Origin of the sequence: Nocardia sp. NPDC051929 (assembly GCF_044548645.1) — a bacterium.
In the GTDB taxonomy this organism is placed as follows: domain Bacteria; phylum Actinomycetota; class Actinomycetes; order Mycobacteriales; family Mycobacteriaceae; genus Nocardia; species Nocardia sichangensis.
The window spans coordinates 46,348-58,301 of sequence record NZ_JBIUCG010000033.1 but is presented as its reverse complement, the minus strand read 5'-3'; the positions used below and the strand labels follow the sequence as shown (position 1 = coordinate 58,301).

The window sequence follows — 11,954 nt, the reverse complement described above, 5'->3', positions numbered from 1 at the left end:
GAACGGCCGCGATAACCGGATAGTGCAGAAAGTGGACCGCCCCGGTCCAGAACCGAGACCGCGTTCGCGAGGTGCCATGACGATTTCGACGCCGAGTTACGGCCAGTACTGCCCGATCTCCCGGGCACTCGACGTGGTGGGCGAGCGCTGGTCACTGCTGATCCTGCGCGACCTGCTGCTGGGCACCACCCGGTTCAACGACCTCGCGCGCGGTCTGCCCGGCCTGTCGCGCAGCCTGCTGGCCAAACGCCTGCGGCAGTTCGAGCGAGCCGGGCTCGTGGAGAAACTGGTCGGCGAGTACCTGCTCACGGACGCCGGGCGGGAACTGGAGCCCATCCTGTTCGGCCTCGGCGAATGGGGTGCGCGCTGGACCTTCGGCACGCCGCGCGAGGACGAGCGTGACCCCGCTCTGCTGGTGTGGTGGATGCACACCAGGGTCGACACCTCGTCGTTCCCGGGCCGTCGCCACGTGCTGCACGTGCGTTTCACCGACGACCTGCGCCGATTCTGGATCGTGATCGAGGCGGGGGTGCCCTCGGTGTGCGAATCCGATCCCGGCTATCCCGTTGACGTCGCGATCAGCTCCGATGTCGCCTCGCTGTACCAGGTGTGGCTGGGGCGGCTGCCGCTGGCGCACGCGCTGCGGACGGGCCGGGTGGCGTTCACCGGCACGCCCGCGCTCACCCGCCGGATGCCCTCGGTGCTGCGGCTCAGCCCCGTCGCCGGGTACGCGGACACGTCGCACCCGGACGCCGCCACTCAGCGCGCATCCTGAACTCCGGCGGCCTGCTCAGAGATTCCCGCCGATGCGCTCGAGGCGCTGGGCCACCAGTTCGCGGGCCTTCTCGCGCAGCGCGGCCGGTACCCGCTCGGATACACCGGGTCGCCCGGGGCGTAGTTCTTCTTCGGTGCGGACGAACTCCGCGGCCGAGTCCAGCTTCCGCCGGTGCTCCGGGTCGGCCTCGAAATCCCAAGCCCCGGTCAGCCTTTCGTGTCCCGCCCGGTGCCGGTCACCACGCCGTCGAGCAAAGTGGTCGCGAGGATGTCGGCTATCTCGCCGGGGGAGCGGCCGCCGTGCGGGCGGTACCAGAACGACACCGTGTTCAACATGCCGAGCACGCTGTTGGTGACCACGTGGTCGTCGGTGCGCAACAGCCCCTCGGCGTGACCGGCGTCGATGACGCGTTGCCAGCACTGCTGCACCCGGTCGCGCAGGTCTTGCAGTTGCGCGGCGCGCTCGCCGGTGAGCGCGCCGACGTCGCGTAGCTGGATGGCCACCTCGCGCTGATGCCGCACGATCAGCCGCACGTGACTGTCGATCAGCTTGCGCAGCTTGGCGACCGGATCGCCGGGCCCGTCGGCGATCTGTTCGGCCTCGGTCAACATGAGCTGCGTGTAGTCGCGCAGGATCTGCCAGAGCAGCTCTTCTTTGGAACCGATGTGGTAGTACAGAGCGCCGCGCTGCACGTCGGCGCGCTCGCCGACCTCGGCCACACCGGTGCCGTGGAAGCCCCGTTCGGCGAACAGGTCGATCGCGGCCCGCACGATCCGCGCCCTGGTGTCGCTCGCGGTCGATTCGGCCGCGGGCGGACGGCCCCGCCTACGGGACGGTGCGGTCATTTCGACGGGTCCAGCACGATCTTGCCCACCCCGTCGGCCCGCTCGGCGAACATCCGGTAGGCGGCGGACCCGTCGGACATCGGAAGGTGGTGGGTGACCACCGCCTCGGGCCGCAGCCTGCCGCCCGCGGTGAGCTTCAGCAGCGCGGGCAGTTCGTACTGGATCGAACACAGCCCGATGTGGAATTCGAGGTCCTTCACCTGCGCCGCCATCATGTGGAACGGGTAGGCCCGGTTGTGGCTCACGCCGATCACACTGACCCGGCCGCCGTGCCCGACGGCGCTGATCGCCAGCTTGATGGTTTCGTCGGCCCCGACCGCCTCGATCGCGACATCCGCTCCGCCGCGCAGCGTTTCGCGGATCGCCTGCTTCGGATCGTCCGATTCGACCGGCTCAGCGCCGAGCTCGGCGGCGCGCTTGCGGCGTTCGGCCAGCAGGTCGACGCCGAGTACCCGCGCCGCGCCCATCGCGAACGCGGACTGGACCGCCATGAGACCGACCGGGCCGAGCCCGATCACCACCACGGTGTCGCCCGGCGCGATCCGGGCGCGCCGGGCTCCGTACCACGCAGTGGGCGCGTTGTCGGTGAGCACGACGGCGGCGGTGTCGCTCACCTCGTCGGGCAACTTCGCCAGATTGCCCGCGGCGTGCGGGACGGCGAGCAACTCGGCCTGGCATCCGGCCAGTGCGCCGCCGAGCCCGTAGCAGGCATCCACCGGCAACGGATGGCGAGCGCACGCGGTGACGATCCCGGCTCGGCACTGCGCGCAGCTGTCGCAGCCGGCAGAGGCGGCGACCAGCACGCGGTCGCCGACGGAGAATCCTCGGGTGTACGGCCCCACTTCCACGATCTCGCCGACGGCTTCGTGCCCGACGCCGTAACCGGCGCCCGCGACGAATCCGTGTCCGGCGTAGATGTGCAGATCGCTGCCGCAGATGCCCGCCGCGGTGACCCGGACGATCGCGCCGTCGGGGCCGGGCAGCGCGGGATCGGGCCGGTCGCCGTAGGAGATCTGTCGCGGTCCGTCATAAGCCAGCGCCTTCATCGCCATCCTCCGTCGATCGGGAGGGTGGCGCCGGTGCAGAACGCCGAGGCCTCGGTGGCGAAGAACAGCGCCGCGCCGACGATCTCCTCCGGCCTGCCGACCCGGCGCAGGGCATTGTGTTCGGTGAGTTCCGCGCGCAACTCGTCCGGCCACGCCGTGGCGATGTCGGTTTCGAAAGGCCCGCACTGGATGGTGTTGACCCGCACGTTCGGCGCGAACGTCTGGGCCAGCCCTCCGGTCAGGGCGTTGAGACCGGCCTTGGCCGCCGAATAAGGGACCGCGAAGGGTTCCGGCCGGATCGCCTCGATCGAGGAGACGTTGATGATCGAGCCGCCGCCGTCGGCGGCCATCCGGCTGCCGATCAGAGCGGACAACCGGAACGGTCCTTTGAGGTTCACGCCGATGACCTTGTCGAACAGCGCCTCGGTGACCTGGTCCAGGCTGGGGTACAGCGGCGAGAGGCCCGCGTTGTTGACCAGCACGTCCACCCGGCCGAATGTGTCGTAGACGGTCTGCACCAGGGCGTCGCACTGCGACCAGTCGCTGACGTTGCAGGCCACCGGCAGGGCGCGGCGGCCGAACCGCTCGGTCACCTCATCGGCCAGCGCGGCGCAGCCGTCCAGCTTGCGGCTTGCGATCACCACGTCCGCGCCCGCTTCGGCGAACGCGAGCACCATCTGTTTGCCCAGCCCCCGGCTTCCCCCGGTGACGACAACGACCTTGTCGGTGAGTGGCACCTTGACTCCTGCATCTCCGAAAATGTTCCGATCAGTACATTAAATCCGGCGCGCGTTACGATCAAGGGGCTGTCCGGCCGACCGCCGACGGCTCACGACCCGCCGGGCGCAACGAACAGCTCACCTCGGCGTGGCGACGGATTCGGGCACAGGCATGGGCGACCCGGCGCGCGGTTACACCGCTACCCACGGGTAACATGACACTGTTTTCCCACTCGGTTTTCTCGGAAGTGAGGCAGTAGATGACAGAGCGGATTCAGGTCGGCGGGCTCCAGGTGGCACGCGTTCTCCACGAGTTCGTCGAGAACGAGGCGCTCCCCGGTTCCGGCGTGGATTCCGCCGCGTTCTGGGCCGGCGCCGAGCAGGTCATCAATGATCTCGCTCCGCGCAACCGCGCTCTGCTGGCCGAACGCGACGAGATCCAGGGCAAGGTCGACGCCTGGCACGCGGAGCACCCCGGCGCGAACTACGACAAGGCCGCCTACAAGAACTTCCTGACCGACATCGGCTACCTGCGGCCCGCGCCCGCCGATTTCCAGATCACCACCCAGAACGTCGACGAGGAGATCGCCGCGACCGCGGGCCCGCAACTCGTGGTGCCGGTGATGAACGCCCGTTTCGCGATCAACGCCGCCAACGCGCGTTGGGGCTCGCTCTACGACGCGCTCTACGGCACCGACGCCATCTCCGAGGCGGGCGGCGCGGAGAAGGGCACCGGCTACAACAAGGTGCGCGGCGACAAGGTCATCGAGTGGGCGCGCAACTTCCTCGACGACTCGGTCACCCTGATCACCGGTTCGCACATCGGCTCGACGTCCTACAAGATCGTCGACGGCGAGCTCGAGGTCGGCCTCGAGGACGGCACCAGCATCGGTCTGGCCGACGCCTCCCAGCTGGTCGGCTACCTCGGTGATCCGGAGGCGCCGAGTTCGGTGCTGCTGAAGCACAACGGTCTGCACATCGAGATCCAGATCGACCCGCAGTCCCCGATCGGCAGCACCGACACCGCGGGCGTCAAGGACGTCGTGCTGGAGTCCGCGGTCACCACGATCATGGACTTCGAGGACTCGGTCGCCGCCGTGGACGCCGAGGACAAGGTGCTCTGCTACCACAACTGGCTCGGCCTGATGAAGGGCGACCTCGCGGAGAAGGTCACCAAGGGCGAGAAGACCTTCACCCGCACCATGAACCCCGACCGCGTGTACACGGCGCTGGACGGCGGCGAACTCACGCTGCACGGCCGTTCGCTGCTGTTCGTGCGCAACGTCGGTCACCTGATGACCTCCGACGCCATCCTGGACGCCGAGGGCAACGAGGTGCCCGAGGGCATCATGGACGGGCTGATCACCTCGCTGATCGCCAAGCACAGCCTGGCCGACGACGTGCAGCTGAAGAACAGCCGCACCGGCTCGGTCTACATCGTGAAGCCGAAGATGCACGGCCCGGACGAGGTCGCGTTCACCGACGAGCTGTTCGGCCGGATCGAGGACGTGCTCGGGCTGAGCCGCAACACGCTCAAGGTCGGCATCATGGACGAGGAGCGCCGCACCACGGTGAACCTCGCGGCCTGCATCCAGGCCGCCGCCGAACGTGTGGTGTTCATCAACACCGGCTTCCTGGACCGCACCGGCGACGAGATCCACACCTCCATGGAGGCCGGGCCGATGGTCCGCAAGGCGGACATGAAGTCCCAGCAGTGGATCCTGTCCTACGAGGACTGGAACGTCGACACCGGTCTCGCCGCCGGCCTGCCCGGCAAGGCGCAGATCGGCAAGGGCATGTGGGCCATGCCGGACCTGATGGCCGACATGCTCACCCAGAAGATCGGTCACCCGCGCGCGGGCGCGAACACCGCGTGGGTGCCCTCGCCCACCGCCGCGACCTTGCACGCGACGCACTACCACCTGGTCGACGTGTTCAAGCGGCAGCAGGAGATCGCCAAGGGCGGTCGCCGCGCCACCGTCGACGAGATCCTGGAGATCCCGCTGGCCGCCGCGCCGAATTGGACCGACGAGGAGAAGCGCCAGGAGCTGGACAACAACTCGCAGTCCATCCTCGGCTACGTGGTGCGTTGGATCGACCAGGGCGTCGGCTGCTCCAAGGTGCCCGACATCAAGGACGTCGCGCTCATGGAAGACCGTGCGACGCTGCGCATCTCCAGCCAGCTGATGGCCAACTGGCTGCGTCACGGCATCGTCAGCGCCGATGAGGTGGTGGCCAGCCTGGAGCGGATGGCCCCGGTCGTCGACCGGCAGAACGCGGGCGACCGGAACTACCGGCCGATGGCGCCGGACTTCGCGGGCAGCATCGCGTTCCAGGCGGCCAAGGAACTGATCCTGGAGGGCACCAAGCAGCCCAACGGGTACACCGAGCCGATCCTGCACCGCCGTCGCCGTGAGGCGAAGGCGCTGGCCTGCGTCTAGTCTCCGCGCGCCGCGAATCCCCCGGTCCCGTCGGCCGGGGGATTCGCGCTTTCTCGGGCGACCAGGAGTTTCGACTCTTGTATATCGGTCCGTTACTCTGGGGGCCGCACGAGATCGTCGATTTGTGAGGAAGATTCATGGGAAGCGTTGTGCTCGACATCGTGGCATTGGTCGTTAATCGCGCGGCGATGTTCTGGAATTGGATGGCCACCGGATCGGCGGGCTTCCCTCCGCTGTGAACGTGCGGTCCACGATCTGCTGCGAGTAGTGAAATCCCCTGGTCAGGTGTGCTGGCCGGGGGATTTTCTATTCCGGCCGGAATCGGGAAACGTTCCGAATTGTTTGTTTTCACACTGATGGATCTCGCCGCCTGGTGAAGTGCGTAGTCATCGGTGCCGGAATTCGCCGGACATCTGGACCATGCGAACTCGGGCGCGGTCTCCGGAATTGGACCGCGCGGGCTTTCCGCCCGCTTCCCGCGTCGCCGTGATCGCCAGTGCCCCGGGGGATTTCGCCGCCGATCCCGCGCGCGAAGCTCCTGCCCCTCGTATCTTGAACACGTGAACTCCGCAGGGTCCGTGCGCACACGGTCGCGTATTCCTCGTTGGTTCGTTCTGTGGATGGGGCTCCTGACCGCCCTGGTCGCGCTCTGCTGCGCGGCGCTGTTCTGGCAACTCGCCGCGGAGGGCACGTTCCCGACCCTCGTCGTGCTCTGGGCGGTGCTCGGTGTGCTCGGTGGGATCGCCGTCCTGTTCGGACTGCTCGGGGTGCTGCGCTACCGTGCCGTGTTCCACAGTCTCGCCTCGCCCGTGCTCATCGCGGCCCTCGTGGCGTCGGCCCTCTACGACGTCCCTGAGGACACCGGCTGGCGCCTCTCCCGCGGGATCCTCGAAGATCAAGCCGTCGACTGCGCGCACTCCGGCCACCGCAGCCGCCTCGGCGTCTACACGATCACCTTCATCACGCCCCGCGACGGCGGCTGCCTGTTCTACACCCAAACGGGTGACTCGAATTCGGAGGGCTTCGCCTTCTTCCGCGACCCGGCCACCCCACCGCACCTCGGCCCACCCGCCACCAACGGCATCGAATACGCCGCTTTCGACGGCCAGTGGTACCGCTTCGTCGACACTCACTGAGCGCGGTCGGCAGATTCGGGGGGACCGATCACCATTCGAACGGGAGCGGTCGGCGGGGCTCGATCCAGAGCGCTTCGGCGAGGGCGCACAGCGTTCCGTCGCTTCGTGACAAGGCCACGCCGACCGTGTGCTTGCGGCCGTCCGATGAGATCGGCCACCCGTAGGACAGGTAGGGGTCGCCGGCGCGGACCGATTCGAGCTGCGTGGCGGTGAGAGCGGCGGTGACCGCTCCGGGGCGCAGGTCGCGCAGCGCCATCGCGGCCCAGCCGCCGGGGCAATCCAGAGCGGACCAGACGTTCTCGGTGGAGAGGAACCCATCGGGTCCGGCGAGCGCGAGATCCGGTGTCCAGGCGGCGATGACCATGTCGTGCGTGGACATGGCCCAAGGTGACAAGCGCAATCCACGTCCGGGCGCGCAGGCCGCACCGCAGCCGTAGCAGTGGCTCATCTTGCGCAGCGCGCCTGCGGTCGCGCTCGCCGCTCGAGCCTGTTCCCAGCTGGGCGCGGGCCGCGGCGTGACCGTGACCGTCGATGGGGACGCTTCGGCGAGTACCGCACCGTCGAGGTCGGTGAGTGACGCGCCGCCGGAGCCGTCGGCCGCCAGTACCAGCGGAGTGTCCACGGACACGCCGCGGCGGAAGTCGACGCGCACCTGCGTGGCGCCGCTCGCGGCGGCGAGTAGTCCCGCTACATACCCGCCGAACGCCACACCCGGGTATCCGCGCACGTGCGCGGGCACCTTGATCGCATCGGTCCGAATCATCTGTTGCCCAACCTCTCCCGGCCGACGATCATGACCCGGTTCAGCCGACCATACCGTCGCGGTGTCGCCGGGCCGTCGCCGGGCCACCTGTCGACGCAGGTCGAGGGGACGACGGAATATCCGACGCTCCGCACGCTGTTGCGCCGACATGTGACGAACGCTGGAATGAACGTACTGATCGTGTACGCCCACCCGAAGCCGGACTCACTCACCGGCGCTCTGAAAGACGTTGCGGTGCGCCAGTTGCGGGCGGACGGGCACGAGGTGCGGATCACCGACCTCTACGCGATGGGGTGGAAGGCCGCCGCCGACACCGACGATTTCGGCGCGGTCGAGGAGCCCAACTTCATGCTGGCCTCGGGTGTGGCCTACCGCGACGGGACGCTGAGTCCCGACATACGCGCCGAGCAGGAGAAACTGCTGTGGGCCGACGCCGTCGTCCTGCATTTCCCACTCTGGTGGTTCGGCATGCCCGCGATCATGAAGGGCTGGGTGGACCGGGTTCTCACCTGCGATTTCGCCTATGGAGCCGGGGGTAAGGCGTTGCCCAGATATGGGGCGGGCGTCCTGGCCGGGCGGCGCGCGATGCTGGTGGTCTCGGTCGGGGGCAGGCAGCCGTCCTACTCCGATCGCGGGATCAACGGCCCCGTCGAAGATCTGCTGTTCCCGATCCACCACGGCATCCTCTACTACACCGGCATGGACGTGCTGCCGCCGTTCGTGGTGCACGACACGATCCGCCTCGACGCCGCGCGCTTCGACGACGTCGCGTACGACCTGCGGCGGCGGATGTCGGAGCTGGCCGAACTGGAGCCGATCCGGTACCGCCCGCAGGGCGGCGGCGACTACGACCGGACTCTGCGTCTCGTGGCTGGTCGCGAAGCGCGGGGAGCGACCGGCTTCGGGTTGCACGTGGCGTCGTAGCCGCCCGGGTGATCAGGGCAGTGGGGTCGCTCCGCGCTGGGTGAGCAGCATGCCCATCACCCCCGCCTCCTGGCCTTGCCCATGGATCATGGAACGCGCGATCTCTTTGACCGGCCCGGAGCCCAGGAGACCGTCGGCGGCCTCGGCCATCGCGACACCGCCCTGGTGGTGGCGAAACATCAGTTGAAGGAACAGTATCTCCGCGTTCCGGCCATGTGCCGCTGCCAGATTGTCCAGTTCCGCCGTGCTCGCCATCCCGGGCATCAGCGGTGCCGTCTGCGCGGCCGTCGCCTGATGGCCATGCGCCGACGCGTCCGCGCCGTGCATCCACGCCATCGGGTGTACGGAGCTGGGCGGCGCGTCCGCCAGGCGCAGCCAGCCGAGCATGGTGCCGATCTCCAGGCGCTGTGTGCGGTCGAGTTGTTCGGCCAGCCGGGCGACCGCCGGATCGACCGAGCGATCCAGCCGCTGCACCATCAGCAGCGCTTGCTGGTGATGGGTGGTCATGTCCTGTACGAAGCCGATCTCGACATCGGTGAGCACCGGTGCGGCGGAACGACTTTCCGGAAACACCAGCGGCCGCAGAGCGGCGCCGAGCACGAGCAGCGCGAAGACCGCCGAGACCAGGGCGGCGGTCGACATCCAGCGCCGCATCGCTACGACCCGACGATCGACCGCTGGTCCGCCGGTGGCGAGTACACGTCGTCGTCCAGTCGCAGCACCATGAACCCGTTGTCCGAGCACGCGACGTACAGCTGTGATCCGCGCCATTCCGGTGGTGAGAAGCACCAGTCGGTGGACACATCGCCGAAGGCGAGGCGGCCGGTGCGCGGGGTGGTGGCATCCAAGGGGTTGAACTGTCCCTCCAGTACGGCGCGTACCGCCGGAGGGGTGCTCATAAGCGGAACGCCGATGAGCGAGGCGAGCGCGTGCGGCGAGTTCCACAGGCTCATGTTCTGCCCGGTGCGGGCGGGCGGGTTGTAGTAGGCGATCTCGCGGATGGCGTACGGGTCGCGGATGTCGAACACCCGGATGCCGGAGGAGATCCATCCGCAGGCCAAGGCGGTCGGGTTGTCCTGCCGGTCGGCGGCGCAGTAGTGCGATTCGTAGGCGAAGGCGGAACCGCCCATCGACGAACCGATATTGCTGTCGATGTGCTGCGGCAGGTTGATCTCGAGCTTGATCTTGTTGGCCACCCTGGGCGCCGTCTCGTCGGAGATATCGATGAGTTTGACGCCGCCGGAACCGCCTTCGTCGACGGTGTAGAGGTAGGGCTTGCCGTCGTAGAAGACCGGGATGCTGTGCTGGGTCGCCCAGCCGTCCGTCCAGAACACCCGGCCCAGATGATGCACCTGCGGGTTCGAGTCGCGGCGCTGCACCGCGCTGATGTCGAGGACGGTGAATCCGCCGAGCGCGGAGATGTACATCCGATCGCCGTCCGGGCTGATGCCGAATCCGTGCGCTTCGATGCCCGTCAAGCCCTGCCACACCACATGCGGATCGGCGGGGTCGCTCAGGTCCACCGCGCTGACGAAGCCGGGCGCGACTCCCGAGGCCCAATAGGTGTTGCCGTCGGGGGAGAAGCCGCCCTCGTGCGTGGTGATCGGCAGCGGCATCGCCAGATTCGTCCCCGGACCGGGATTGAGCAGCCGCGGATGCGCGCAATCGGAGATGTCGTAGACCGACAGGAAGCCCACACCCTCGCCGACCGGCACGCCGGTGCCGACCAGCAACTTGCGCTCGGTGTTGACCTTGAGGCTCTCCCAGGTGCCCGCGAGCATCGCGGGCTCGGTCAAAGTCGCCGTCGGACGCGGATTCGCCGGATCGGACACGTCGAGCACCTGGACGCCACGGCCCTCGCTGATCAGGTCGCCGGGAAAGAACGAGCCCAGATAGGCGCAATGCTCGAAGCTGGTGGAGGTGATGCCCGCGCCGCGTCCCGCGTAGCCGCCGACGTAGGAGATGTTGCACCGGTAGCCCTGCGTGCTGCGCCCGCTGTCGCGGTCGGCGGCGGTGACATCGCCTTGCAGTCCGCTCTCGGGGGCGGCGCCGGGGCCGCAGTCGGCGCGGGGAACCGAAGTGCGCCCGACGTCGAGGAACTCCTCGACCGCGTTACGAACGTCCGATGGCGGATCGGCCGAAGCGCTCATGGGCAGCAGCACGGCCGTAACCATGCCGATGGTGAGCAGAGCCAGCGGTTTGGCACGGCACAGTCTGGCCAACGGGCGCATCGTCGCGACCCCCCAACTTCGTCGTCGAGATTGGCTACCCAGGGTGACTGGGACAGTCACCGCTGAACTGACTGAATGGTAATGATTTCCGTCGGCCCGAGGGTGAGTTTCGTCGAATCGCAGACGATTCGCGAAGTTTTCCGGTCCGCGTGGTCAGCGCGACTGGGTCGGTCCGGTGCCGAGCGTGGCCGAATTCGGGTGCTCCGACAGGAGTTCGTCGCAGGCACCCAGGAAGACGCGTCGTAGTCCGGCTGCGCGTTCCGCCAACTCGGCCTGGGCGCGGACGTACTCCGCCCGCCCCGAGGGTGTCTCGATGCGAACCGGCTGGTAGCCGAGGCCGGACAGGTCGTACGGGCTGGCGCGCATGTCCAGTTCCCTTGCGGCGCAAGCCAACTCGAAACAATCCAGGAGCAGCTCCGACGAGATCAGCGGGACCAGCTTGAAGCCCCACTTGTACAGATCCATATTCGCGTGCAGACAGCCCGGCTGTTCGCGACGCAGCTGGTCGGCTCGGGTGAGCGGCTCGGAATTGCGGCCGACGGCGTCCGGGGTGAAGAAGCGGTAGGCGTCGAAATGCGTACAGCGCAGCGACATCGAGTCGAGCACGCTGTCGGTGCCCGCGCGTCCCAGCCGCAGCGGCACCCTCTGGTGGCGGATGTCGTCGGTGCGATACACCATCGCCCATTCGTGCAGCCCGAAGCAGGACAGATGAGCGGGCCGGGACGCGGTGGCACGCAGCAACTCCGCGACGAACGCGACGGTATCGCGGCGTTTGTCCAGGTATGCGGGATCGGCGGTGCAGAAGCCCGCAGCGCCGGAATCGGTGACCACGTGGTGATACCCGCGCGCATCGCGGTATTCGGCGGCATCGGCCATCCCGATGCCGTATCCCGGATGCCAGCGCCGCAACTGGGCGGGTTTGTGCCCGTAGTAGGTGAACAAGAAGTCGATCACCGGGTGCGACGAACCTTGCGCCCGCCGCTCGAGATAGGGCCCGACCAGATCGTCCAGCCGGGCCCGGTGCGCGGCGGCGGACTCCCGCCACCGCGCACCGGACAACACCCGCATGGTCAT

Annotated in this window: 11 protein-coding genes; 4 read left to right on the top strand and 7 right to left on the bottom strand. The window is 68.3% G+C overall.

What is annotated here, in order from left to right; genetic code table 11:
- Positions 1-76: 76 nt before the first annotated feature.
- Complete coding sequence (locus tag ACIHAX_RS34745; protein ID WP_397281849.1) at positions 77-775, top strand: winged helix-turn-helix transcriptional regulator; 699 nt, start codon at positions 77-79, stop codon at positions 773-775.
- A gap of 206 nt (positions 776-981) precedes the next feature.
- Here the strand turns inward: ACIHAX_RS34745 and ACIHAX_RS34740 are convergent, their stop codons facing one another.
- The 3 genes from ACIHAX_RS34740 to ACIHAX_RS34730 are packed head-to-tail and all read right to left on the bottom strand — an operon-like array spanning position 982 to position 3,403.
- Positions 982-1,620, bottom strand: a complete 639-nt coding sequence (locus tag ACIHAX_RS34740) for a TetR/AcrR family transcriptional regulator (RefSeq protein WP_397281847.1) — start codon at positions 1,618-1,620, stop codon at positions 982-984.
- On the bottom strand, positions 1,617-2,666 hold the full coding sequence (locus ACIHAX_RS34735) for a zinc-binding dehydrogenase (protein WP_364436640.1): 1,050 nt from the start codon (positions 2,664-2,666) through the stop codon (positions 1,617-1,619). Before ACIHAX_RS34735 ends, ACIHAX_RS34740 begins: the two co-directional genes overlap by 4 nt.
- Complete coding sequence (locus tag ACIHAX_RS34730) at positions 2,663-3,403, bottom strand: SDR family NAD(P)-dependent oxidoreductase (RefSeq protein ID WP_397281844.1); 741 nt, start codon at positions 3,401-3,403, stop codon at positions 2,663-2,665. The genes ACIHAX_RS34735 and ACIHAX_RS34730 overlap by 4 nt, the downstream gene beginning before the upstream one ends.
- A 242-nt stretch (positions 3,404-3,645) precedes the next feature.
- Between ACIHAX_RS34730 and ACIHAX_RS34725 the strand changes: the two genes are divergently transcribed.
- Both ACIHAX_RS34725 and ACIHAX_RS34720 read left to right on the top strand, forming a co-directional pair.
- A complete protein-coding gene (locus tag ACIHAX_RS34725; RefSeq protein ID WP_364436634.1) occupies positions 3,646-5,826 on the top strand; it encodes a malate synthase G in 2,181 nt (726 codons plus the stop codon).
- 620 nt (positions 5,827-6,446) lie between these two features.
- The gene (locus tag ACIHAX_RS34720) at positions 6,447-6,962 is read left to right on the top strand and encodes a hypothetical protein (protein ID WP_397281841.1); all 516 of its coding nucleotides are present in this window, start codon (positions 6,447-6,449) and stop codon (positions 6,960-6,962) included.
- Between the two features lie 28 nt (positions 6,963-6,990).
- Here ACIHAX_RS34720 and ACIHAX_RS34715 read toward each other — a convergent pair whose 3' ends face one another.
- Positions 6,991-7,725 carry a PaaI family thioesterase gene (locus ACIHAX_RS34715; RefSeq protein WP_397281839.1) on the bottom strand — a complete coding sequence of 245 codons (735 nt, stop codon included), beginning with the start codon at positions 7,723-7,725 and terminating at the stop codon, positions 6,991-6,993.
- A gap of 165 nt (positions 7,726-7,890) precedes the next feature.
- On the opposite strand from ACIHAX_RS34715, the gene ACIHAX_RS34710 reads away from it, so the two are divergent.
- A complete protein-coding gene (locus ACIHAX_RS34710; RefSeq protein ID WP_355078482.1) occupies positions 7,891-8,649 on the top strand; it encodes an NAD(P)H-dependent oxidoreductase in 759 nt (252 codons plus the stop codon).
- 12 nt (positions 8,650-8,661) lie between these two features.
- Here the strand turns inward: ACIHAX_RS34710 and ACIHAX_RS34705 are convergent, their stop codons facing one another.
- The 3 genes from ACIHAX_RS34705 to ACIHAX_RS34695 form a co-directional block, all read right to left on the bottom strand.
- A complete protein-coding gene (locus tag ACIHAX_RS34705) occupies positions 8,662-9,291 on the bottom strand; it encodes a DUF305 domain-containing protein (protein ID WP_397281836.1) in 630 nt (209 codons plus the stop codon).
- 14 nt (positions 9,292-9,305) lie between these two features.
- Positions 9,306-10,880, bottom strand: coding sequence for an LVIVD repeat-containing protein (locus ACIHAX_RS34700; RefSeq protein WP_397281834.1), 1,575 nt, complete (start codon positions 10,878-10,880; stop codon positions 9,306-9,308).
- 153 nt (positions 10,881-11,033) lie between these two features.
- The gene (locus ACIHAX_RS34695) at positions 11,034-11,948 is read right to left on the bottom strand and encodes a 3-methyladenine DNA glycosylase (RefSeq protein ID WP_364436706.1); all 915 of its coding nucleotides are present in this window, start codon (positions 11,946-11,948) and stop codon (positions 11,034-11,036) included.
- Between the last annotated feature and the right edge of the window lie 6 nt (positions 11,949-11,954).

Coding starts and splice junctions, on each gene's coding strand:
- ACIHAX_RS34745 (WP_397281849.1), top strand. CDS start 77: ATGACGATTTCGACGCCGAGTTACGGCCAGTACTGCCCGATCTCCCGG.
- ACIHAX_RS34740 (WP_397281847.1), bottom strand. CDS start 1,620: ATGACCGCACCGTCCCGTAGGCGGGGCCGTCCGCCCGCGGCCGAATCG.
- ACIHAX_RS34735 (WP_364436640.1), bottom strand. CDS start 2,666: ATGAAGGCGCTGGCTTATGACGGACCGCGACAGATCTCCTACGGCGAC.
- ACIHAX_RS34725 (WP_364436634.1), top strand. CDS start 3,646: ATGACAGAGCGGATTCAGGTCGGCGGGCTCCAGGTGGCACGCGTTCTC.
- ACIHAX_RS34720 (WP_397281841.1), top strand. CDS start 6,447: ATGGGGCTCCTGACCGCCCTGGTCGCGCTCTGCTGCGCGGCGCTGTTC.
- ACIHAX_RS34715 (WP_397281839.1), bottom strand. CDS start 7,725: ATGATTCGGACCGATGCGATCAAGGTGCCCGCGCACGTGCGCGGATAC.
- ACIHAX_RS34710 (WP_355078482.1), top strand. CDS start 7,891: ATGAACGTACTGATCGTGTACGCCCACCCGAAGCCGGACTCACTCACC.
- ACIHAX_RS34705 (WP_397281836.1), bottom strand. CDS start 9,291: ATGTCGACCGCCGCCCTGGTCTCGGCGGTCTTCGCGCTGCTCGTGCTC.
- ACIHAX_RS34700 (WP_397281834.1), bottom strand. CDS start 10,880: ATGCGCCCGTTGGCCAGACTGTGCCGTGCCAAACCGCTGGCTCTGCTC.
- ACIHAX_RS34695 (WP_364436706.1), bottom strand. CDS start 11,948: ATGCGGGTGTTGTCCGGTGCGCGGTGGCGGGAGTCCGCCGCCGCGCAC.